Source organism: Sinomonas sp. T428B (genome assembly GCF_056780155.1).
Window position 1 is genome coordinate 3,271,347 of record NZ_JBRAZR010000001.1, and the last position, 21,191, is coordinate 3,292,537.

The 21,191-nt window shown below is 71.3% G+C and carries 20 protein-coding genes; 13 read left to right on the forward strand and 7 right to left on the reverse strand.

What is annotated here, in order from left to right:
• The first annotated feature begins 6 nt into the window (after positions 1 to 6).
• Positions 7 to 816: a bifunctional allantoicase/(S)-ureidoglycine aminohydrolase gene (locus ACUYMY_RS15085; protein WP_481704341.1), complete on the forward strand. Its 810-nt coding sequence runs from the start codon at positions 7 to 9 to the stop codon at positions 814 to 816.
• A 216-nt stretch (positions 817 to 1,032) separates the two neighbouring features.
• Here the strand turns inward: ACUYMY_RS15085 and ACUYMY_RS15090 are convergent, their stop codons facing one another.
• The 5 genes from ACUYMY_RS15090 to ACUYMY_RS15110 all read right to left on the reverse strand — a co-directional run bounded on the left by ACUYMY_RS15090 (position 1,033) and on the right by ACUYMY_RS15110 (position 6,492).
• Positions 1,033 to 1,341 carry an MmcQ/YjbR family DNA-binding protein gene (locus tag ACUYMY_RS15090; protein ID WP_481704342.1) on the reverse strand — a complete coding sequence of 103 codons (309 nt, stop codon included), beginning with the start codon at positions 1,339 to 1,341 and terminating at the stop codon, positions 1,033 to 1,035.
• A 39-nt stretch (positions 1,342 to 1,380) separates the two neighbouring features.
• A complete protein-coding gene (locus ACUYMY_RS15095) occupies positions 1,381 to 1,959 on the reverse strand; it encodes a dihydrofolate reductase family protein (RefSeq protein WP_481704343.1) in 579 nt (192 codons plus the stop codon).
• A gap of 49 nt (positions 1,960 to 2,008) precedes the next feature.
• A complete protein-coding gene (locus ACUYMY_RS15100) occupies positions 2,009 to 2,932 on the reverse strand; it encodes a GGDEF domain-containing response regulator (protein WP_481704344.1) in 924 nt (307 codons plus the stop codon).
• A gap of 2 nt (positions 2,933 to 2,934) precedes the next feature.
• Positions 2,935 to 6,042 carry a hybrid sensor histidine kinase/response regulator gene (locus ACUYMY_RS15105; protein WP_481704345.1) on the reverse strand — a complete coding sequence of 1,036 codons (3,108 nt, stop codon included), beginning with the start codon at positions 6,040 to 6,042 and terminating at the stop codon, positions 2,935 to 2,937.
• 141 nt (positions 6,043 to 6,183) lie between these two features.
• A complete protein-coding gene (locus ACUYMY_RS15110) occupies positions 6,184 to 6,492 on the reverse strand; it encodes a hypothetical protein (protein WP_481704346.1) in 309 nt (102 codons plus the stop codon).
• 75 nt (positions 6,493 to 6,567) lie between these two features.
• Between ACUYMY_RS15110 and ACUYMY_RS15115 the strand changes: the two genes are divergently transcribed.
• The 12 genes from ACUYMY_RS15115 (at position 6,568) to ACUYMY_RS15170 (ending at position 18,770) form a co-directional block, all read left to right on the forward strand.
• On the forward strand, positions 6,568 to 7,374 hold the full coding sequence (locus ACUYMY_RS15115) for an alpha/beta fold hydrolase (RefSeq protein WP_481704347.1): 807 nt from the start codon (positions 6,568 to 6,570) through the stop codon (positions 7,372 to 7,374).
• A gap of 149 nt (positions 7,375 to 7,523) precedes the next feature.
• The gene (locus ACUYMY_RS15120; protein WP_481704348.1) at positions 7,524 to 8,318 is read left to right on the forward strand and encodes a hydroxypyruvate isomerase family protein; all 795 of its coding nucleotides are present in this window, start codon (positions 7,524 to 7,526) and stop codon (positions 8,316 to 8,318) included.
• Positions 8,319 to 8,363: 45 nt separating this feature from the next.
• Positions 8,364 to 9,242, forward strand: a complete 879-nt coding sequence (locus tag ACUYMY_RS15125) for a 2-hydroxy-3-oxopropionate reductase (RefSeq protein WP_481704349.1) — start codon at positions 8,364 to 8,366, stop codon at positions 9,240 to 9,242.
• 82 nt (positions 9,243 to 9,324) lie between these two features.
• Positions 9,325 to 11,115, forward strand: coding sequence for a glyoxylate carboligase (gene gcl / locus ACUYMY_RS15130; protein WP_481704350.1), 1,791 nt, complete (start codon positions 9,325 to 9,327; stop codon positions 11,113 to 11,115).
• A 20-nt stretch (positions 11,116 to 11,135) separates the two neighbouring features.
• Positions 11,136 to 12,296, forward strand: coding sequence for a glycerate kinase (locus tag ACUYMY_RS15135; protein ID WP_481704351.1), 1,161 nt, complete (start codon positions 11,136 to 11,138; stop codon positions 12,294 to 12,296).
• Complete coding sequence (allB, locus tag ACUYMY_RS15140) at positions 12,293 to 13,648, forward strand: allantoinase AllB (protein WP_481704352.1); 1,356 nt, start codon at positions 12,293 to 12,295, stop codon at positions 13,646 to 13,648. Before ACUYMY_RS15135 ends, allB begins: the two co-directional genes overlap by 4 nt.
• Positions 13,649 to 13,662: 14 nt before the next feature.
• Positions 13,663 to 14,136, forward strand: coding sequence for a thioredoxin-dependent thiol peroxidase (gene bcp / locus ACUYMY_RS15145; RefSeq protein WP_481704353.1), 474 nt, complete (start codon positions 13,663 to 13,665; stop codon positions 14,134 to 14,136).
• Between the two features lie 639 nt (positions 14,137 to 14,775).
• A complete protein-coding gene (gene uraD / locus ACUYMY_RS15150) occupies positions 14,776 to 15,288 on the forward strand; it encodes a 2-oxo-4-hydroxy-4-carboxy-5-ureidoimidazoline decarboxylase (RefSeq protein ID WP_481704354.1) in 513 nt (170 codons plus the stop codon).
• Positions 15,285 to 15,626 carry a hydroxyisourate hydrolase gene (gene uraH / locus ACUYMY_RS15155; RefSeq protein WP_481704355.1) on the forward strand — a complete coding sequence of 114 codons (342 nt, stop codon included), beginning with the start codon at positions 15,285 to 15,287 and terminating at the stop codon, positions 15,624 to 15,626. The genes uraD and uraH overlap by 4 nt, the downstream gene beginning before the upstream one ends.
• A gap of 4 nt (positions 15,627 to 15,630) precedes the next feature.
• Positions 15,631 to 16,557: a factor-independent urate hydroxylase gene (gene pucL, locus ACUYMY_RS15160; RefSeq protein WP_481704356.1), complete on the forward strand. Its 927-nt coding sequence runs from the start codon at positions 15,631 to 15,633 to the stop codon at positions 16,555 to 16,557.
• 196 nt (positions 16,558 to 16,753) lie between these two features.
• Positions 16,754 to 18,253 carry a nucleobase:cation symporter-2 family protein gene (locus tag ACUYMY_RS15165; protein ID WP_481704357.1) on the forward strand — a complete coding sequence of 500 codons (1,500 nt, stop codon included), beginning with the start codon at positions 16,754 to 16,756 and terminating at the stop codon, positions 18,251 to 18,253.
• Between the two features lie 112 nt (positions 18,254 to 18,365).
• The gene (locus tag ACUYMY_RS15170) at positions 18,366 to 18,770 is read left to right on the forward strand and encodes a hypothetical protein (protein ID WP_481704358.1); all 405 of its coding nucleotides are present in this window, start codon (positions 18,366 to 18,368) and stop codon (positions 18,768 to 18,770) included.
• A gap of 39 nt (positions 18,771 to 18,809) precedes the next feature.
• Here ACUYMY_RS15170 and ACUYMY_RS15175 read toward each other — a convergent pair whose 3' ends face one another.
• Together ACUYMY_RS15175 and ACUYMY_RS15180 are read right to left on the reverse strand one after the other, a co-directional pair.
• Positions 18,810 to 20,102 carry an Nramp family divalent metal transporter gene (locus ACUYMY_RS15175; RefSeq protein ID WP_481704359.1) on the reverse strand — a complete coding sequence of 431 codons (1,293 nt, stop codon included), beginning with the start codon at positions 20,100 to 20,102 and terminating at the stop codon, positions 18,810 to 18,812.
• Positions 20,103 to 20,250: 148 nt separating this feature from the next.
• Positions 20,251 to 21,186 carry a dihydrodipicolinate synthase family protein gene (locus ACUYMY_RS15180; RefSeq protein WP_481704360.1) on the reverse strand — a complete coding sequence of 312 codons (936 nt, stop codon included), beginning with the start codon at positions 21,184 to 21,186 and terminating at the stop codon, positions 20,251 to 20,253.
• Positions 21,187 to 21,191 lie beyond the last annotated feature (5 nt).

Sequence of the window (21,191 nt, forward strand, 5' to 3'; positions counted from 1 at the left end):
GCACTGATGGGCTACTTCTACCCCGAGGGCGGGCTGCCGCCGCAGACCCAGATCCTGACAGACCGGGCCATCGTCAAGGAGGCCTACACGGTCATCCCCAAGGGCGTGCTCCGGGACATCGTCACGAGCAACCTCCCCGGCTGGGAGAACACGCGCTCGTGGATCATCGCCCGGCCCATCGCGGGCTTCGCGACGACCTTCAGCCAGCTCATCGTCGAGGTGGGCCCCGGCGGCGGCTCCACGAAGCCCGAGCCGGAGGCCGGCGTCGAGGGCGTCGTGTTCCTGACCAAGGGCAAGCTCACGCTCACGCTCGACGGCGAGGCGCACCACCTCGAGGAGGGCGGCTACGCGTACCTCGCGGCGGGCGCGGACTGGTCCGTGGCCAACGAGTCCGAGGACATCGCCTCGTTCCAGTGGATCCGCAAGGCCTACGAGCGGCTCGAGGGCTACGAGGCCAAGAGCTTCGTGACCTCGGACAAGGACGTCGAGCCGACGCCCATGCCGAACGTGAACGGCGTCTGGGCCACGACCCGCTTCGTGGACCCCAACGACCTCGCGCACGACATGCACGTGAACATCGTGACCTTCCAGCCCGGCGGCACGATCCCGTTCGCCGAGACGCACGTCATGGAGCACGGGCTCTTCGTCCTCGAGGGCAAGGCCGTCTACCGCCTCAACGACGACTGGGTCGAGGTCGAGGCCGGCGACTTCATGTGGCTGCGCGCCTTCTGCCCGCAGGCCTGCTACGCGGGCGGCCCCGGCCCGTTCCGGTACCTGCTCTACAAGGACGTCAACCGCCAGATCCGCCTCACCTGAGGTTCCCCGCGCACGACGGCGACCGCTCGCCGTCGTGCGCCCGGCCCGCCGCCGTCTCCCCCTTGCCCGCGGCGGGCCCCCACCAGCACGACGGCGCCGGGCCGGCCTGGCACTGAGCCGGCCCCGCGCCGTCGTACCCACTCTCCGCCCCCGGTCGCGCAACGCCGGGGGCGGGGGACTTTGACGCCAGGCCCGTCCGTGAGCCCCGCCAGCGCTTCAGCGCCCCGGCCCTCCCGCGATCCGGTACGACTCGCAGACCATCTCCTCAAGCTCGTCGCGCGCAATCCGCTCGAGCCGGACGAGCACGAGGAGCGGCGAGCGCTCGTGGTGCGGCGTCCAGAAGAACGTCTCGGGGTCGGTGCCCACGAGCGCCTCGCGCTCCTCGGTCTTGAGCGTCACGACCCCCGGCTCCCAGATCCGCGCGAACAGGGTCCTGCCGAACCATGCCGGCTGGCCCCAGCTCGGCCGCTCGGTGACGCCGGGCAGGGCGAGGCAGAGCTCGCGGACGTCGTCCTCCGTCGCCATCCCCGGTCCCCCGCGGCCGACGGGCTCAGCCCGGCTGCCTCAGCCCGCGGGCCGCGGGTCGTAGACCAGCTCGACGAGCCCGTCGTCGTACGTTCGGGCCGAGCTCAGCCGCAGGAGCGCGCCGTCCCCCATCGGCGGGAAGACGCCGATCCCGTCTCCCAGCGCGACCGGCAGGACCACGAGCCGCACCTCGTCGACCTCCCCGGCCGCGAGGAGGGACTTCCCGAGGCGCAGGCTCCCCCACAGCACGATGTCGCCCCCGGTCTCGGCCTTGATCCGCTGGATGGCCTCGACCGCGTCGCCGCGCTCGAGGACCGCGGGCTCGTCCTCGCCCCACGGCGCGGCGTCCAGGGTCGAGGAGAAAACGTGCCGGCGCAGCGCATTGAGCGCCGGCGCGAGGGCGTCCTGCTCCTCGGTCGCGCCGGGCCAGTACTCGGCGAACATGAGGTAGGTGTTCCTGCCGATCACCATGGTCTCGAGCCCCTCGACCCACGCGAGCTGGTCGCGGGTGAACTCGTCCATGCCGGTCTCGAGCTTCTCGTAGAACGTGAAGTTCCCGTCGGCGTCGGCCGCGAAGCCGTCCGCGCTCACAAAGTCCTGGATCACGAGGCGTCCCATGCGCTCCACCGTCCCACCCCGTCGCGGGGCCTTCAAGGGCGCACGCACGTCAGCGCCCCGCCGGCTCCTCGTCCCCGCTCAGAACCACCCGGTTGCGGCCCGCGGCCTTCGCGGCGTAGAGGGCCCTGTCGGCCTCGGCGAGCATCGTGTCGAGGTCGGGGCGGTGGCCCTCGGTGAAGGCCGCGACGCCGGCGCTCACGGTGACGACGCCGGCCGGGCCGCCGGCATGCTCGATCGCGAGGTCCTCGACGGCGGCCCGGGCGCGCTCGGTCGCGGCCTCGGCCCCCGCCCACGTCTGGTTCGGCAGGACGAGGAGGAACTCCTCCCCGCCGAAGCGGTACACGCCGTCAGCCCTGCGGCTGCTGCCGGCGAGCGCGGCAGCGACCTCCTGCAGCACGCGGTCCCCGGCCGGGTGCCCGTAGGTGTCGTTGTAGCCCTTGAAGTTGTCGACGTCGCACATCGCGAGCGCGTAGTCCTGGCCGTAGCGCTCGGCGCGCTCGTGCAGCGCCTCGAGGTCCTCGGTGAGCTTGAGCCGGTTCGGCAGGCCCGTGAGCGGGTCGGTCCGGGCCTGCTCGGAGAGCACCGCGCGGTAGCGCGCGAGCTGGGCGTGCAGGCTCGTGACGCGCTGGGCGACGAGGAGGCGCGAGTGCAGGATGAAGGGGTCGAGGGGCTTGGCCACGTAGTCGTCGGCGCCCGCCCGGAGGCCAGCGAGGACATCGTTGGGGGTATCGAGCGAGGTCAGCACGATCACGTACGTGTAGGCGTCCCGGCTGTGGGCGCGGATCGCCCGGCACAGCTCGAGCCCGTCCATCCCGGGCATCATGAGGTCGGTCACGACCGCCTGGGGCGCGTGGCGCTGGAACATCTCCCACGCCGAGTCGCCGTCGGGCGCCACGAGGCACTCGTGGCCGGGGCGCTCGACGGCGGCCCGGGCCACGAGCAGCGAGCCGGGGTCGTCGTCGGCGACGAGCACTTTCACGATCCTGCCCCCCGTTCCCCGACTCCGTCGTCCGGCTGGTCCCCGACTTCCCCGTCCACCTCAGCGTCCAGTGCCGCGTCGACAGCCGCGAGCTCGGCGTCGAGCCTGTCGAGCAGGCCGCCCTCCGGCGCTCCCCCCGAGCGGCCTATCCCCTCGAGCTCGGCGCACAGGGCCGCGGCGTGCATCGCGCCGATGTTGGCGGCGGAGCCCTTGAGCCGGTGAGCGGCGCGCTGGAGGCGCTCGCCTCCGCCGTCCTTCGCCGCAGCCCGCAGCTCCTCGACGCCAGACCGCGCCTCGCGGCGGAACGCCTCGGCGGCCGCAGGCAGCAGGCCACCCCCGTCCTCGGGGCCCAGGCTACGGAGGACGGCGATCCGTTTCTGATCGAGGGCCGCGGCGACGGCCGTTCCCGTCAGGGCCAGCTCGGGCTCGGGGGCCTCGTGGAGCTCCCCCTGAGGACGCCGCGGCGTCTGGTCGGACCAGCGCGCGAGCACGTGCTCGAGATCCTCGAAGTCGACCGGCTTCGGGAGGAAATCGTCCATGCCGGCGGCGAGGCAGCGCTCCCGGTCCTCGGACATCGCTCCGGCCGTCATGGCGATGATGGGCAGGGACGCATGCCGCCCACCGCGCTCCCGGATGGCCCGCGTGGCCGCGAAGCCGTCCATGACAGGCATGTGGCAGTCCATGAGCACCACCGAGTACGCGGTCCGCTCGGTGGCCTCGACCGCCTGCAGGCCGTCGGCGACGACATCGACGTCGTAGCCGAGCTTGGTCGCCATGTCCCGTGCCACGAGCTGGTTGACCTCGTTGTCCTCGACGACCAGCAGGCGGACCCTGGGCTGCGCGCTGGGCTCCGGCCGCGGCGCCTTCGCCGGCGCGGGGGCGCCTGGCGTGCTCGGTCGCACGAGGTGTATGAGGCTGTCGTAGAGCTCGGAGCTGCGGAGCGGCTTGAGGAGCCACTGGCCCACCCCCGCGCGGTCCAGCTCCGCCTTGTCCACCTCGCTGTCGGAGCTCAGGAGGATGAGGCGGGTCCCCTCGAGAGCCCGGTCCGCGCTCATGGCGGAGGCGAGCTCGAGGCCGTTCATGCCCGGCATGCACAGGTCCAGGAGCCCGAGGTCGAAGGGACGCCCGGCCTCGGCCGCCGCCCGGGCACGCTCGAGGGCCTCGGAAGCGCCGTCCACGGACTCCACGCTGAGGCCCCACGCGCCGAGGTACGTCTCGAGGAGCAGGCGATTGGTCGCGTTGTCATCCACCACGAGCGCCCGGAGCCCTGCCAGGAGGTCCTGGCGCGGCGGTGCTGCCTCCTCCTCCGCCTCGGCGACGGGCAGGGGGAGCGTGAACCAGAAGGAGCTGCCCCGGCCCAGACGGCTCCTGACGCCGATCTCGCCGCCCATCGCCTCCGCGAGCCGGCGCGAGATGGCCAGGCCGAGGCCGGTCCCGCCGTAGCGGCGCGTCGTCGAGGCGTCGGCCTGGGCGAAGGAGTCGAAGATCCGTGCCTGGTCCTGCTCGGCGATCCCGATTCCGGTGTCGCGCACCTCGAAGCGCACCTCGGCCTTGCGCCCGCGGTGCTGTGAGGAGGTGACGCGCAGCGCCACCTCGCCGCGTGAGGTGAACTTGACGGCGTTCGAGGCCAGGTTGAGCAGGATCTGGCGGATGCGGCGCTCGTCGCCCACGAGCCGCGCGGGCACGTCGGGGTGGCAGTAGGCGATGACCTCGAGCCGCTTGGCCTGCGCGCCCTCCGCGACGAGCCCGGCCACCTCCTCGACCAGGGCCCGCGGATCGAAGGACGCGGGCTCGAGCACGACCTTGCCGGCCTCGAGCTTGGAGAAGTCGAGGATGTCGTTGATGAGGGCGAGCAGGGCCTCCCCCGCCCGGGCCACGCCCTCGGCGTACCTGCGCTGGCGCTCGTCCAGCGGCGTCTCGAGCAGCAGCGCCGTGAGGCCGACGACGCCGTTCATGGGGGTGCGGATCTCGTGGCTCATGGTGGCGAGGAACTCGGACTTGAGCCGGGTCGACTCGAGTGCCGCCTCGCGGGCGGCGAGCAGCTCGACGGTGCGTTCCTCGACCTTGTCCTCGAGCCCGCGGGTCAGGGTCACGTTCTCGAGCACGATGAGCAGCTGCCGGCCCACGACGAGGACGAGCAGGAGGGCCCCGATGATCAGCAGGACTGGGTCCCCGGCGGTCGCGCCGCTACCCGCCAGGACGATGGCGCCGGCGACAGGCGCGTACGGGAGCATCTCGATGGCCAGACGGAAGGCGCGGCTGTCGCGGGTCCACGAGACCGTCTCGGGGACCACGGCGGCGAAGGCGATGAGAAGGTAGGCAAGGACCCACCCGGCGGCGAGGGGCGAGCCGTTGATGCCGGTGACCCCTTCAAGGGTCAGCTTGACGTAGATGCTGTCCGTGATCGCAAGGACGAAGAGGCCGCCAGAGAGGCAGAACCACGGGAGCCGCTCCCCTGGGGCGGACCGCATCGTGAGCACGAGGACGAGCGAGACCATCACAGCGTCGGCGATCGGGAAGCCGAGCCCGGTGAGATACGTAAGGGTGTCAGCGCTCTGGTCCCGGTAGACGCTGCCCAGCACGGTGGTCCAGCTGACGAAGAGCACCGAGACGGCGATGACCGCTGCGTCGAGCATCGCCCGAGCGAAGGCCACCGGGGACGCGGCGGGTCGGCGGAAGGAGAGCAGGGCCGCGGCAGCGGGAATCGAGTAGCCGATGAAGCCGATGTCCGCGAACGAGGGGAAGGGGTAGTGGTGGTCGAGCGTCTGCCCGTAGTACATCCACAGGGAGAGAGCCGAGGATGAGATGAGCATGGTGACGGACATGAGGATCCACGCGCGCCGGTTCTCGGCGCGCCGCCGTCGGGCGGCGTAGATGCACGCAGCGAGGGCGGCCAGGACGGCGACGAGCTCCGCCGTGTCGCCGATGTCCATCGAGAGGTCGCTCCCCGGATCCGTCGTCAGGCCGACGGCGACCGCGGCCGGGACGGCGATGACGATGCCGAGGAGCAGCCACAGCAGGCGGGCCGAGGGAGCCGGGCTCGGCTGACCCTGCCGAGGCCGCCCGCCGGGAAGGGTGCTCGCCGAGCGGATGTTCGAAACCACGATCCCCCCCAATAGTGCCGCCAGCGTGGCGGCCTCCCCGCCGCCCCGTCCTGACCCCACTCTTCCATCAGAGTCTCAAGCGCGTCTCTGGAAAGGATCAAGTCCTCCGCAGGATCACCGGGGACGAAGGGCTCAGCCGGCTCAGCCGCCCCGGCCTGAGCCCTCGATGGCCTCCTCGACCGCGACGTGCGCCTCCGCGTCAGCGTCAGCTTTGCCGCCGGCGCCGCTCTCGTCGGCCTCGACGGGCGCCCACGTGAGGTGGACCGTCGCGCCGTCGCCCTCGGCCTCGATCCGCATCGTGAGGTCCTCTCCGAGCAGATGCTCGTGCCCCACGTAGTTCCTGTCCTGCCGTGCCGCATCGAGCAGCCGGTTCAGGGCCACCGCCATGGCCCGGCCCCAGTCATGCGGGTCCCGGCTGGATGCATGCTCCATCCCTGTGTACCTCGCCATGAACCCATCCTGCCCTGCGGGGCACGGGGCCGCCAGTGCCGGGGCTCGGCCGGCGCGGCGGCGTAGCCTGTACCCATGGCCACGGTCCGGGTCAACGGTGTCCGGCTCCACTACGAGGAGACCGGGGACGGCGAAGCCATCCTGGGAATCCACGGGACCCCCGGGACGGCCCTGTTCTGGCGCGACGCGGCCGCCGTGCTGTCCAGGCTCGGGCGCTGCATCGTGTACGACCGGCGCGGCTTCCACGCGAGCGAGCGCCCCGATCCGTTCGACGCCGTCGACCTCGCCGACCATGTCCTCGACGCCGCCGAGGTCCTCGAGTCCCTGCAGGCCGTCCCCGCCGTCGTCATCGGCCGGAGCACCGGCGGCCTCATCGCCCTCGAGCTCGCGCGCCGTCGGCCCGACCTCGTCCGAGCGCTCGTGCTCCTCGAGCCCGCTGTCTTCACGGTCGACGCCGAGGCCGACGCCTGGGCCGCGGGCCTGCGCGAGCGCGTGCTGCGCGAGACGGCGGGAGGGGCCGCGGACGCCAGCCGGAGCGTTTTCGCGGCCGCCCTGGGTGAGGGGTTCTGGGAGGAGCTCCCAGAGGGGCTGCGCACGGTCCTCGCCGAGCAGGGCCCTGCCGTGCTCGCCGAGATCCACGGGCGGGGCCTCGACCTGAGCCTCGAGCCCCTGCGGCTCGGCCCCGAGGACCTGGGCGCGATCCGCAGGCCGGCGCTCGTCGTCTCCGCCGCGGACTCCCCCGACGCCCTCCACCGCGTGGGCCAGAGGCTCGTCGAGCTCCTGCCCCTGGCCGAGTCCGCGACGGTCGGAGGCGGGCACCTCATCGACCCCGCGCATCCGGTGGTCCTCAAGTTCACCGAGCGCGCCCTCGCGGAGGGATGACGGCGGCACCCCAGTGGGCCGCGGGCCGCCTCCGCGGTTTCTGGTATCCCGCATGGGTTGACCCGCCCCGGACTATCCCCCTACACTTTCATCAAGAGAAAGTTTTCTTCCACGATTTGGAATCTAGGAATCGACGAGAGGGACCGACGATGACGTACACGGTGAACTGCTCCATCCTCCTCACCGAACTGCCCCTGCTCGAGCGCCCCGCCGCCGCCAAGGCAGCGGGCTTCGACGCCGTCGAGTTCTGGTGGCCGTTCGCCGAGGCCGTCCCCGCCGACAAGGACGTGGACGCCTTCGTCGCCGCCATCCAGGACGCGGGCGTGCAGCTGAGCGGCCTGAACTTCTTCGCCGGTGACATGCCGGGCGGTGACCGGGGGCTCGTGTCCTGGACCGGTCGGGAGGCGGAGTTCGCCGCCAACATCGACGTCGTCGTCGGCATTGCCGAGCGGACGGGCACGAAGGCGTTCAATGCGCTCTACGGCAACCGGCTCGAGGGCTCGACGCCCGAGGCCCAGGACGAGCTCGGCCTTGCGAACCTCGTCGCCGCCGCGCGGGGCGTCGCGAAGGTCGGCGGCACGGTGCTGCTCGAGCCCGTCTCCGGCACCCCGGCCTACCCGCTCAAGACCGCGGCCGACGCGATGGACGTCATCGGCCGGGTGCGCGAGGCCGGCGCCGAGAACATCCGGCTCCTCGCCGACTTCTACCACCTCGCCGTCAACGGCGACGACGTCGCGGCCGTCATCGAGGAGCACGCCAAGGACTTCGGCCACGTCCAGATCGCCGACAACCCGGGGCGCGGCGCCCCCGGCAGCGGCCGGCTCCCCCTCGGCGAGTGGATCTCCCGCTCCCGCGAGCTCGGCTACGACGGCTACATCGGCCTCGAGTACAAGGCCCCGCAGGCCGAGGCCTTCGCCTGGGCCATCCGCCCGGTCGCCGGCTGAGCCCCACGCACCTCCCTTCCCACAGACTCCGCAGGAGAGAACACCATGAGCAACGTTGCAGTCATCGGCCTCGGCATCATGGGCCTTCCCATGGCCATCAACCTCGTCAAGGCCGGCCACACCGTCACGGGCTACAACCGCAGCGAGGAGAAGACCACCAAGCTCGTCGCCGAGGGCGGCAAGGGCGCGGCGAGCATCGCCGAGGCCGTCAAGGACGCCGAGGTCGTCATCACGATGGTCCCGGACTCGCCGGACGTCGAGGGCGTCGTGGCCGGCGCTGACGGCGTGTTCGCCCACTCCCCGCAGGGCGCGCTCTGGATCGACGCCTCCTCCATCCGCCCCGACGTCGCCGTCCGCCTCGCCGCCCAGGCCCGCGAGGCCGGCCTCCGCCCGCTCGACGCCCCGGTCTCCGGCGGCGAGCAGGGCGCGATCGACGGCGTCCTGTCCATCATGGTCGGCGGCGAGAAGGCGGACTTCGACGCGGCCCTGCCGGTCCTCGAGGGCGTCGGCAAGACGATCGTGCACGTCGGCCCGTCGGGCTCGGGCCAGACGGTCAAGGCCGCGAACCAGCTCATCGTCGCCGTCAACATCCAGGCCCTCGCCGAGGCCGTCGTGTTCCTCGAGGCCTACGGCGTGGACACCGACGCCGCGCTCAAGGTCCTCGGCGGCGGCCTCGCCGGCTCGAAGGTCCTGGACCAGAAGGGCCAGAAGATGCTCGACCGCAACTTCGACCCCGGCTTCCGCCTCGCCCTGCACAACAAGGACCTCGGCATCGTGACCTCCGCCGCCCGCGAGGCCGGCGTCGTCGTCCCGCTCGGCTCCGCCGTCGCCCAGCTCGTCGCCGCCCTCGTCGCCCGCGGCGACGGCGGGCTCGACCACTCGGGCCTCTTCAAGCTCACCGCCGAGCTGTCCGGCAAGGAATAGCCGAAGCCTCCCCTCTTCCCGCCTGCTGGCCCCGGCACCTGTCGAGGCCAGCGCCAGAACCAGACTTTCAAGGAGCACCGACATGGCAAAGATGCGCACTGTCGACGCGATCGTGGCCATCCTCGAGAAGGAGGGCGCCACCGAGGCCTTCGGCCTGCCCGGCGCCGCGATCAACCCCCTGTACTCGGCCATGAGGGCCCACGGCGGCATCCGCCACACCCTGGCCCGCCACGTCGAGGGCGCCTCGCACATGGCGGACGGCTACTCCCGCGCGAAGGCCGGCAACATCGGCGTGTGCCTCGGCACCTCCGGCCCCGCGGGCACGGACATGATCACGGGCCTCTACGCGGCCCAGGCGGACTCGGTCCCCATGCTGTGCTTCACGGGCCAGGCGCCCGTCGCGAAGCTGCACAAGGAGGACTTCCAGGCCGTGGACATCGAGTCCATCGCCAAGCCGCTGACCAAGATGGCCATGACCATCCTCGAGCCCGGCCAGGTCCCCGGCGCCGTGCAGAAGGCGTTCCAGCTCATGCGCTCCGGCCGCCCCGGCCCCGTGCTCTTGGACCTGCCCTTCGATGTGCAGATGGCGCAGATCGAGTTCGACATCGACGCCTACGAGCCGCTCCCGGTCGAGAAGCCCCGCGCGAGCCGCCGGCAGGCCGAGAAGGCCCTTGACATGCTCACCGCCGCGGAGCGCCCGCTCATCGTGGCCGGCGGCGGCATCATCAACGCCGACGCCGCCGCCCAGCTCGTCGAGCTCGCGGAGCTGCTCAACGTGCCCGTGGTCCCGACCCTCATGGGCTGGGGCGCCATCCCGGACGACCACCGGCTCATGGCCGGCATGGTCGGCCTGCAGACCTCGCACAAGTACGGCAACGCGACCTTCCTCGAGTCCGACTTCGTGATCGGCATCGGCAACCGCTGGGCCAACCGTCACACCGGCTCCATCGACAAGTACACCGAGGGCCGCACCTTCGTGCACGTGGACATCGAGCCGACCCAGATCGGGCGCGTGTTCGCCCCTGACCTCGGGATCGTCTCCGACGCGGGCGCCTTCCTCGACACGATCCTCGAGGTCGCCCGCGAGCGCCAGGCCGCCGGCACCCTGCCGGACTACGCGGCCTGGGCCGAGGCGGCGCAGGACAAGCGCGGCCGGCTCCAGCGCAAGACGCACTACGACAACGTGCCCATGAAGCCGTTCCGCGTCTACGAGGAGATGAACAAGGCCTTCGGCCCGGAGACGACCTACGTCACGACGATCGGCCTCTCCCAGATCGCCGGCGCGCAGCTCCTGCACGTGTTCGGCCCGCGCAAGTGGATCAACGCCGGCCAGGCGGGCCCGCTCGGCTGGACGGGCCCCGCGGCCCTCGGCGTCGTGCGCGGCAAGCCGGGCGAGACGGTCGTAGCGCTCTCGGGCGACTACGACTTCCAGTTCATGATCGAGGAGCTCGCCGTGGGCGCGCAGTTCCAGCTGCCGTACATCCACGTCGTCGTGAACAACTCGTACCTGGGCCTCATCCGCCAGTCCCAGCGCGGCTTCGAGATGGACTACCACGTCTCGCTCGCCTTCGAGAACATCAACTCGGAGCCGGGTACCGGCACCGCCGCCGGCTACGGCGTGGACCACGTCAAGGTGGCCGAGGGGCTCGGCTGCAAGGCGATCCGCGTCGAGCACCCGGACGACCTGGGCCCGGCCTTCGAGAAGGCCCGCGCCCTCATGGCCGAGTACAAGGTGCCCGTGGTGGTCGAGGCGATCCTCGAGCGCGTCACGAACATCTCGATGGGCACCGAGCTGGACAACGTGACCGAGTTCGAGGAGCTCGCGGCGCGCCGCGAGGACGCCCCGACCGCGATCGTCGCCCTGCTCGACTAGTCGGCCGAAGGCAGGAAACAGTGAAGATCGTCCTCGCCCCGGACAAGTTCAAAGGCTCCCTCACGGCCGCCGAGGTCGCCGGGGCGCTCGCCGACGGCATCCGCGAGGTCCTGCCCGAGGCCGAGCTCGTCCTGGTCCCCGTGGCCGACGGCGGCGAGGGCACCGTGAGCGCGGCGCTCGGCGCGGGGTTCGCCCCGCGCCGGGCTTGCGTGGCCGGCCCCACCGGCCGGACGCTCACCGCGGAGTTCGCCGTCAGGGGCACGCAGGCCGTCATCGAGATGGCCGCGGCCTCGGGCCTCGACGTCCTCCCGGGCCGCATCCTCGACGCGAAGGGCGCCACGAGCCTCGGCACGGGCCAGCTCATCCGCGCCGCGCTCGACGCCGGCTGCCGCGACATCGTGATCGGCGTCGGCGGCAGCGCGTGCACCGACGGCGGCGCGGGCATGCTCGCCGGCCTCGGCGCGCGCTTCACGGACGACGCCGGCCGCGACCTCCCGCTCGGAGGCGCCGCGCTCGCCCGCCTCGCCGAGGCCGACCTGTCCGGCCTCGACGAGCGTCTCGACGGCCCGTCCGGCGCCCAGCTCACGCTCGCCGCCGACGTCGACAACCCCCTCCTCGGCGAGCGCGGCGCCGCCGCCGTGTTCGGCCCGCAGAAGGGGGCCACGCCGTCGGACGTCGCCGAGCTCGACGCCGCCCTGGCACACTTCGCCGCCGTCCTCGGCGAGACGATGGGCGACGCGGCCGTGCGCGCCAAGGACGCCCCCGGCGCGGGCGCGGCCGGCGGCGTGGGCTTCGCGGCCCTCGCGCTCGGCGCCGCGCGGCGGCGCGGGATCGACGTCGTCGTCGAGTTCACCGGCCTGCGCGAGACGATCGACGGCGCGGCGCTCGTCGTGACGGGCGAGGGGAGCCTCGACGCGCAGTCGCTGTCCGGGAAGGCGCCCGTGGGCGTCGCCAAGGAGGCGGCCGCACTCGGCGTCCCCGTCGTGGCCGTGTGCGGCCGCAGCCAGCTGGACCCCGCGGCGCGCGCCGCGGTGGGCTTCCGCTCAGTGCACGCGCTGACCGACATCGAGCCCGATGTCGCCACCTGCATCCGCGAGGCCCGAACCCTCCTGCGCCGGATCGGCACCGATCTGGCCGGATCTATCGTTGACAGTGAGAGAAGGAAGGAGCCGGCGACATGAGCACTGGCGAGGCTTCACGCGAATTTGACCTGGTGATCCGCGGCCAGCGGGTCCTCACGACGGCGGGCATCGCGCCCCGCGAGGTCGGCATCACGGACGGGCGCATCGTCGCGCTCGAGCCGCTGGGCAACGGCCTGGCCGGCCGCGAGGTCATCGAGCTGGCCGAGGACGAGACCCTCATCCCCGGCCTCGTCGACACACACGTGCACGTCAACGAGCCGGGCCGCACCGAGTGGGAGGGCTTCGCGTCCGCCACGAAGGCCGCCGCGGCCGGCGGCGTCACGACCATCATCGACATGCCGCTCAACAGCATCCCCCCGACCGTCAACGTCGACGCGCTCGAGCAGAAGCGCGCGGCGGCCCGGACGCAGTCCTTCGTGGACGTCGGGTTCTGGGGCGGCGCGATCCCCGGGAACACGGGCGACCTGCGCCCGCTCCACGACGAGGGCGTGTTCGGCTTCAAGTGCTTCCTCCTGCACTCGGGCGTGGACGAGTTCCCGCACCTCGACGTCGATGAGCTCGAGAAGGACCTCTCCGAGATCGCCTCGTTCGACGGGCTCATGATCGTCCACGCCGAGGACTCCCGCGCGATCGACCGCGCCCCCAACCCGGAGGGCGATGTCTACGAGAGCTTCCTGCACTCGCGCCCCCGCGGCGCGGAGAACGTCGCCATCGCGGAGGTCATCGAGCGGGCCCGCTGGACGGGTGCCCGGGCGCACATCCTGCACCTGTCGTCGTCGGACGCCCTGCCGATGATCGCCTCGGCGAGGCGCGACGGCGTCAAGCTCACCGTCGAGACATGCCCGCACTACCTCACGCTGCTCGCGGAGGAGATCCCCAACGGCGCGACCGCGTTCAAGTGCTGCCCGCCCATCCGCGAGGCTTCGAACCGCGAGCTGCTGTGGAAGGGCCTCGAGGACGGCATCATCGACTGCATCGTCTCCGACCACTCCCCCAGCACCGTGGACCTCAAGGACCTCGAGAACGGTGACTTCGGCGTGGCCTGGGGCGGCGTCGCGTCGCTCCAGCTGGGCCTGTCGATCATCTGGACCGAGGCCCGGCGCCGCGGGATCAGCCTCGAGCGGGTCGTCGAGTGGATGGGCCGCAAGCCGGCCGAGCTGGCCCGCCTCCAGCGCAAGGGAACCCTCGCGCCGGGGTATGACGCCGACTTCGCCGTCTTCGCCGCGGATGAGACTTTCATCGTCGATGCTGACAGACTGCACCACAAGAACCACATCACGCCGTACCAGGGCAAGGCGCTCTCCGGCGTGGTTCGCCGCACGTTCGTGCGCGGCACCGAGGTGGACTTCGCCGAGCCCAAGGGCCAGCTGATCCGTCGCGGGACCGCCTGATCGCAGGAGGAACTTTGACCGTCACGACGAAGCTCACCGCGGGCCAGCAGGCCCCCGGCTTCACCCTTCCCGACGCCGCCGGCCGCGAGGTCTCGCTCGAGGGCTACCGGGGCCGCCGCGTGGTCGTGTACTTCTACCCGAAGGCATCGACCCCCGGCTGCACGACCGAGGCCTGCGACTTCCGCGACAGCCTCGACGCGCTCAACGCCGCCGGCGTGAGCGTCGTGGGCATCTCCCCCGACGGCCCTGAGGCGATCGCCGCGTTCGCCGACGAGTTCGCCCTCACCTTCCCGCTGCTGGCGGACGACGGCGCTGCCGTCGCCCGGGAGTGGGGCGCGTGGGGCGAGAAGATCGTGGGCGGCGAGGTCGTCGAGGGCATCCTGCGCTCGACCGCCGTCGTCTCCCCCGAGGGCGAGATCGAGTCGATCGAGTACGGCGTCCAGGCCCAGGGCCACGTCGCCGCGCTGCGCACCCGGCTGGGCCTCTGAACCTCCCCTGAACCCCCGCGAGGGCCCCGGACTCTAAGTTCGGGGCCCTCGCCGCGTCTGGCGCCGCCTTCCCCGCACGCCGAAATGGGGGTCATTGTGACCGCGAGATCGATGCCACAGATGAGACTCGTCCCTTGCGCCGCGGATACCTTTTGACTTTCGGAAGGCTGAATTCCTGGAGCAACAGCTGCCCTAAGCCGCATCGGCTGCCCCGGCCAGGGCCGCACATGCGGGGAAGGGCAGCTGTTGTGGTCGAGGGCCGCGGATGTCGAGAAGGCTCATCACTGACAGAAGCCCAGCACTCGACAGCGACGTTCAGCTCGATCTCGGCTCGGGGGCTGCTCGGTATCGTGCCCATCTCGGCGTCCTACCACCCCTTCTCGGCGGTCCAGGTCCCCATTTCGGCGGTCCGCGCCCCCATCTCGGCGGTCCAGGCCCCCATCTCGTCAAAATCCTGTATCCCAAACACGCTCACGTGTTGACAGTCACACCAGATGTGAGCCAGAATACTTGCACATGCTGAAATAACAGTTCCACGATACGGAACCTGGATTCTCGTCCTCGACGGTCCAGCAACCGATGTTCCGTATAGCCGTCACCGTGGATGCCAGCATTCGAGTATTGAGGAATAGTCAAGCCATGTTGCTTGAACAGTTCAACAATGCCCCGGCCGAGGACGCCAAGAAGATCCTCCGCCCCTGTCTGGATGTCGACCGCTGGGTCGACGAGATCGCCCAAGCACGCCCCTTCGCCTCGCTCGAGGACCTCCTCGAGCGAGCCCGCACAGCGGCCGATCCCCTCTCCCCCGAGGAGATCGAGGGTGCCCTCGCGCACCACCCGCGCATCGGCGAGCGGGCGGCCGGCAAGAGCACCGAGGCGGGCATGTCCCGCAGCGAGCAGGCCGGTGTCGACCAGCAGGACCAGGCGACCATCACGGCACTGGCCGAGGGCAACCGCGACTACGAGAAGAAGTTCGGACGCGTCTTCCTGATCCGGGCCGCCGGACGCAGCGCCGGCGAGATGCTCGAGGCGCTCAGGGAGCGGCTCGGGCACACGCCCGAGCAGGAGGAGCCGATCGTCGCCGAGCAGCTGCGCGAGATCGCGCTCCTGCGCTTGGAGCAGAGCCTGCTCGAGAGGAGCCTGAGCGTATGAGCGTCTCCCATGTGACCACCCACATTCTGGATACCGCGGCCGGGAAGCCGGCCGCAGGTGTCGCCGTCGAACTCTACGCCCGCGACGGCGAGGCATGGTCCCAGATTGGAACGGGCACCACCGATGCGGACGGGCGGGTGAAAGACCTCGGCCCCGAACGACTGGAAAGCGGCGACTACCGCCTGACCTTCGCCACGGGGACGTACTTCGCCGGCATCGGGCAGGACACCTTCTTCCCGGAGGTATCGCTGACCTTCACGGTCGACGCTGCGGAGGCGCACTACCACGTGCCGCTCCTGCTGAGTCCTTTCGCCTTTTCTACGTATCGAGGGAGTTAGAGAAATGTCAGAGCACGCCAAGATCGTCCTGGGCCCGAACCAGTACGGCAAGGCCGAGGTCCGCGTCGTGAAGATCACCCGCGACACCGACCGCCACGAGATCGAGGACCTCAACGTCACGTCCCAGCTGCGCGGCGACTTCGCCGCGGCGCACTTCGACGGTGACAACGCCCACGTCGTGGCCACCGACACCCAGAAGAACACCGTCTACGGCTTCGCCCGCGACGGCATCGGCTCCCCCGAGGAGTTCCTCATCCGCCTCGCGAACCACTTCACGGGCGAGTTCGAGTGGGTCACGGGCGGGCGCTGGGAGGCGGAGCAGTACGCGTGGGAGCGGATCGCGACGCGCGGCGACGGCGGCCGGGGCCACGACCACTCGTTCGTCCGCAAGGGCCAGGAGGTGCGCAACGCCGTCGTGACGAAGGACGGCGACACGATCCAGGTCATCTCGGGCCTGAACGACCTCACAGTCCTCAAGTCCACCCAGTCCGGCTTCGTCGGCTACCCGAAGGACCGCTTCACCACGCTGCAGGAGACGACGGACCGCATCCTGGCCACCGACGTCACCGCGCGCTGGCGCTACAGCACCGACGCGATCGCCGCGGGCACCGTGGACTTCAACAAGGCGTACGACGACGTCAAGGCGCTCCTGCTCGAGGGCTTCGCCGAGGAGTACTCGTACGCGCTGCAGCAGACGCTCTACCAGATGGCCCAGAAGGTCCTCGACGCGCATCCCGAGATCGACGAGATCCGCTTCTCGACGCCGAACAACCACCACTTCGTCGTCGACCTCACCCCGTTCGGCCTCGACAACCCGAACGAGGTCTTCTACGCGGCGGATCGCCCGTACGGCCTCATCGAGGCCACGTTCCAGCGCGAGTCCATCTCGGACGCGGGGAACGCGTGGGAGGGCATCGCCGGCTTCTGCTGAGCCTGCGGTCCCAGCCCCGCACGGGAAGCGAGGACGACGGCGGTGAACTCCGGCCGCCGTCGTCCTCCTCCCGCATGCCCTGACCAGGCAACCAGACTGCCGTGGGCGTCCCAGCCCTCCCTGCGCCGGGACGCCCACGGCCACACCCACCCCCAGTTGCGCACTCGGAATTTCACAGCTGACAAGGAGGTCCGCTATGTCCCGACACCCTGCGCCCGCCCCCGGCACCATGCACGCCGAGGCGGCCCGCCCCGAAGACCAGAGGCTGCCGATCGGCTCGGCCTTCGCCTACGGCTTCCAGCACGTCCTGACGATGTACGGCGGGATCATCGCGCCGCCGCTCATCGTCGGCACGGCCGCGGGGCTCGGCGGCCAGGACATCGCGCTGCTGATCACGTCCTGCCTCTTCATCGGCGGCCTCGCGACCCTCCTGCAGACGCTCGGCGTCAGGTGGTTCGGCTCGCAGCTCCCGCTGGTCCAGGGCACGTCCTTCGCCTCGGTCGCGACGATGCTCGCGATCGTGAGCGGCGGCGGGGGCCTGCCGGCCGTGTTCGGCGCGGTCATGGCCGCGTCCGCGATCGGCCTGGTCATCGCCCCGTTCTTCGCGAAGATCATCCACTTCTTCCCGCCGGTCGTCACGGGCGTGGTCATCACCTCGATCGGCCTCTCGCTCACGCCGGTCGCCGCGAACTGGGCCCTCGGCGGCAACGCCTCGGCGCCGAACTACGGCAGCGTCGAGAACATCGGCCTCGCGGCCCTCACGCTCGCGGTCATCATGCTCCTGAGCAAGCTCGGCAACGCGCTCGTCTCGCGGCTGTCGATCCTGCTGGCGATGATCGTCGCGACGGGCTTCGCCGCCGTCGTCGGCATGGCCGACTTCTCCAAGGTGGGCCAGGGCGCGATCGCCGCGCTCCCCCAGCCGTTCGCGTTCGGCCTGCCCACGTTCGAGCCCGCCGCGGTCATCTCGATGCTCATCGTCGTCCTCGTCATCCTCACGGAGACGACGGCGGACATCATCGCGGTCGGCGAGATCGCCGGGACGAAGGTCGACTCGAAGCGCATTGCCAACGGCCTGCGCGCCGACATGCTCTCCTCCGCGGTGGCCCCGGTGTTCAACTCGTTCACGCAGAGCGCGTTCGCCCAGAACGTCGGCCTCGTGGCGGTCACGGGCATCAAGAGCCGCTTCGCGGTGGCCGCCGGCGGCGCGGTGCTCGTCCTCCTGGGCCTCCTGCCGGTCCTCGGCCGCGTCGTCGCGGCAGTCCCCGCGCCGGTCCTCGGCGGCGCCGGCATCGTCCTCTTCGGCACGGTCGCAGCGTCGGGCATCCGCACGCTCGCGAAGGTCGAGTACAAGGACAACATGAACCTGGTCATCGTCGCGACGTCCATCGCGTTCGGCATGATCCCGGTGATCAACAAGGAGTTCTACCACTCGTTCCCGACGTGGTTCCAGGTCATCTTCGACTCGGGGATCTCCTCGGCCGCGATCATGGCGATCCTGCTGAACCTCGTCTTCAACGTGTTCAAGGGGGGGACCCCCGAGGATCCCTCGGTGTTCGCCGCGGCCCCGACCCGCATGATCCCGATCCAGGTCCTCGAGTGCCTCGAGGACGGCGACCGCTGCGAGAACGGCAAGATCGTGGACAAGGAGGGCAACGAGGTCCAGGTCGACTCGCCGGACGCCGCGCACGGCCACTGACGCCGTCTGCTCAACCGAGTGCCGGGCACCCGTGGGTGCCCGGCACTTGGCGCTTTCGTGGCCCCGCACTCCCGCGTCCCTGCCACTGACGAAGGCTCGGTAGGCTTGTTCCATGACTCCCCAGCGCCAGATCTCCGTTCGCCGCGCCCCGCGGTACGTCCCGTTCATCGTGGCCGGCGGCGTCCTCGGCATCATCGCGGCGGCGTTCGTCTCCTTCGCGGCGCCCGCGCCGAAGGACTACACGCAGGAGTCGGTGTTCGGCTACTTCATGGTGCTCTTCGCGGCCGCGGGCGTGCTGCTCGGCGCCATCACCGCGCTCGTCCTGGACCGCATCAGCCTCCGCCGGGCCCAGCGCGCCACGGTCGAGGAGGTCGAAGAGGAGTCCGCCGACGAGCCCGCGGCCCCCGGCCGCGGCGCCACCGGCGCCACCGGCGCCGGTGGCGCCCCCGGTGCGCCGGGTTCCGGCGCGGAGGGCGGCGAGGCGGGCCGCAGCGAGGACGACGGCGCCACCTCCTAGCGCTGACACCCCGCCGAGGGCGGGGTCACCAGCGCGCGTTCAGCCGAGCAGGGCCGTGACGAGGCGGATGCTCGTGGCCACGATCGAGACGAGCCCCACGGCGGCAAGCACGTTGTGCCACCACCGGTTGCGCAGATCGCCCATGAGCGAGGCGCGGTTGGCCATGACGAACAGCAGGACGCCGAGCAGCGGGGCGATGAGCACCGTGAGCGACTGCGCGATGACGATCAGGCCCACGGGCGAGGCCTGGAACATGAGCGTGATGGCGAGCCCGAAGGCGAGGATGATCGCGGTGGCGACGCGTGCCGCCGCCGAGCCTGCCCGTGCCCCATGCCCGAACGCGTCCGAGAGCATCGTCCCGCCGGCGGTCGCGTTGGCGATCATCGAGGAGAACGCCGCCCCGGAGAGGCCGAGCGCGAAGAGCGTCGACCCGACGGGTCCCGCCAGCGGGGCGAACACGGAGGCCAGGGCGGTGATGGTCCCAGCCTCGCCGCCCGTGCGGCCGAGGACCGAGGCCGCCACGGCGATGACGAGGCCGGTCATGATCCCCGGGGCCACGATGCCCGGGATCGTGTCCACGAGCGTGACGTCGCGGTAGTCGGCCCGGGTGCGCCGATTCTCCTTGACGCCGTAGGCCGTGTAGAACGCGGCGTTGATCGAGAAGTTGGTGCCGACGAGCGCGACGACGAGGATCTCGCTGCCGGCCGGCAGCCTCGGGATGGCGCCGTCGAGGGCGCGGTACCAGTCGGGCTGGGCGACGACGGCGCTCGCGACGAACGCAACGGCCATGAGCGCGACGATGACGAGCAGCGCGCGCTCGACGATCCCGTAGACATTCCGGAAGGCAAGGACGAACGCGACCCCGACGGTGCACACGACGCTCCAGACAACGGGGGATCCGCCGAAGACCATCGAGAGTCCGAGCCCCGAGCCGACGGCGTTCCCCACCGAGAACATGAGCGTGATCCCGAAGACGCCGACCCCTGCTGCGGCACCGACCCACCGGCCCAGGTGCTCCTTGATGGAGGTGATGAGGGAGACGGGCGAGACGATGCCGAGCCGCACGCTCATGTCGGTGTAGACGATCATGAGCAGGGTCGAGACGCCGATGACCCACAGGAGCGTGTAGTCGTACCGGCTTCCAGCCTGGACTGCCGTGGTGAGGTTGCCCGGGCCGAACTGCCAGGCCCCGACCACGAAGGCCGGCCCCATGAGGGCCAGATAGCCCAGGATGCCGCGGCGCCGGCGGCCGGTGCTGGCGCCGCTCTGCAACGGCTGCACGGGCGCCTCCTCGGTGACGGGCGGGGACGGTGTGGTGGTCTTCTCGCTCATGGCGAGCCTCCTTCTACAGCGTGGTCGCTGTGGGTCGTCGTTGACCAGTGGGGAGTGGGGTGTGAGGAGGCGCACGACGGCGGGCGGTCACCCGCCGTCGTGCGGCTGCCGGGCCGGCCGTGACCGCCGTCCGGCCCGGGGCAGGGGATCAGGCGGGGACGGTGACGCTGCCGAGGTTGGCCGACGCGAGCGCGAGCGCGATCTCCTCGTGGGCGCCGGGCGCGAGCGGCAGGAGCGGGGTGCGGACCGTCGCGTGCTCGAGGATGCCCCGCGCGACGAGGCCCTCCTTGAGCGCGACGGTGCCTTCCATGTGCGAGCCGCGGTGGTAGACGTTCTTCGTCACGGGCAGGAGGCGGTCGTGGATGGCGCGGGCCGCCGCGTAGTCCTTGGCCTTGCCCGCCGCGATGAGCTCGACGAGGGGCTCGGGCGCGAGCCCGCCGTAGCCGACCAGGGCGCCGTCGACGTCGAACATCGTGTGGAGAAGGTACTCGTCGTGGCACGTGAGGACCTGGAGCTCGGGGAAGGCCGCCCGGAGCACGGGGATCTCGGTGTCCCAGCGCTTCATGTTGCGGACGCCGTTCTTGGTCGCGAACACGCCCTCCTGGCCCGCGATGTCCAGCTGCGTCTCGAGGTCGTACGTGGCCTTCGTGGCATCGGGGTACTGGAACAGGATGAGCGGCAGGCGGCTGGCCTCGAAGATCTCGCGGTAGCGGCTCTGGGGCGCGCCCTTCTGGTAGCCGAAGCGGAGCCAGCCGTGGGACGGGTAGACGAGGCCCGCGGCGGCGCCCGCGGCGACGGCGCGCTGGGCCTCCTCGGCGGCGACCTTGTTCCCCTCGCCGGTGATGCCGGCGATGATCGGCAGCCGGTCCTCGACGGCGTCTCGGAACGATGAGATGACGAGGGCCTGCTCGGCCTGGGTCAGGAAGGTGCCCTCGCCGGCGTGGCCGAGCACCACGAGGCCCTTGACGCCGTCGACGCTCGCGAGCCATCCGCCGAGGCGGTGAATGGCGTCGACGTCGACGCTTCCGTCGCGGGTGAAGGGCGTCACGGGCGCGGGGACAAGTCCGCGGAGATCGATCGTCATGTGAA

Bases quoted from the DNA above. Each gene is read 5' to 3' on its own strand.
- ACUYMY_RS15085 (WP_481704341.1), top strand. From the start codon at position 7: ATGGGCTACTTCTACCCCGAGGGCGGGCTGCCGCCGCAGACCCAGATC.
- ACUYMY_RS15090 (WP_481704342.1), bottom strand. From the start codon at position 1,341: ATGGCGACGGAGGACGACGTCCGCGAGCTCTGCCTCGCCCTGCCCGGC.
- ACUYMY_RS15095 (WP_481704343.1), bottom strand. From the start codon at position 1,959: ATGGGACGCCTCGTGATCCAGGACTTTGTGAGCGCGGACGGCTTCGCG.
- ACUYMY_RS15110 (WP_481704346.1), bottom strand. From the start codon at position 6,492: ATGGCGAGGTACACAGGGATGGAGCATGCATCCAGCCGGGACCCGCAT.
- ACUYMY_RS15115 (WP_481704347.1), top strand. From the start codon at position 6,568: ATGGCCACGGTCCGGGTCAACGGTGTCCGGCTCCACTACGAGGAGACC.
- ACUYMY_RS15120 (WP_481704348.1), top strand. From the start codon at position 7,524: ATGACGTACACGGTGAACTGCTCCATCCTCCTCACCGAACTGCCCCTG.
- ACUYMY_RS15125 (WP_481704349.1), top strand. From the start codon at position 8,364: ATGAGCAACGTTGCAGTCATCGGCCTCGGCATCATGGGCCTTCCCATG.
- gcl (WP_481704350.1), top strand. From the start codon at position 9,325: ATGGCAAAGATGCGCACTGTCGACGCGATCGTGGCCATCCTCGAGAAG.
- allB (WP_481704352.1), top strand. From the start codon at position 12,293: ATGAGCACTGGCGAGGCTTCACGCGAATTTGACCTGGTGATCCGCGGC.
- uraD (WP_481704354.1), top strand. From the start codon at position 14,776: ATGTTGCTTGAACAGTTCAACAATGCCCCGGCCGAGGACGCCAAGAAG.
- uraH (WP_481704355.1), top strand. From the start codon at position 15,285: ATGAGCGTCTCCCATGTGACCACCCACATTCTGGATACCGCGGCCGGG.
- pucL (WP_481704356.1), top strand. From the start codon at position 15,631: ATGTCAGAGCACGCCAAGATCGTCCTGGGCCCGAACCAGTACGGCAAG.
- ACUYMY_RS15165 (WP_481704357.1), top strand. From the start codon at position 16,754: ATGTCCCGACACCCTGCGCCCGCCCCCGGCACCATGCACGCCGAGGCG.
- ACUYMY_RS15170 (WP_481704358.1), top strand. From the start codon at position 18,366: ATGACTCCCCAGCGCCAGATCTCCGTTCGCCGCGCCCCGCGGTACGTC.
- ACUYMY_RS15175 (WP_481704359.1), bottom strand. From the start codon at position 20,102: ATGAGCGAGAAGACCACCACACCGTCCCCGCCCGTCACCGAGGAGGCG.
- ACUYMY_RS15180 (WP_481704360.1), bottom strand. From the start codon at position 21,186: ATGACGATCGATCTCCGCGGACTTGTCCCCGCGCCCGTGACGCCCTTC.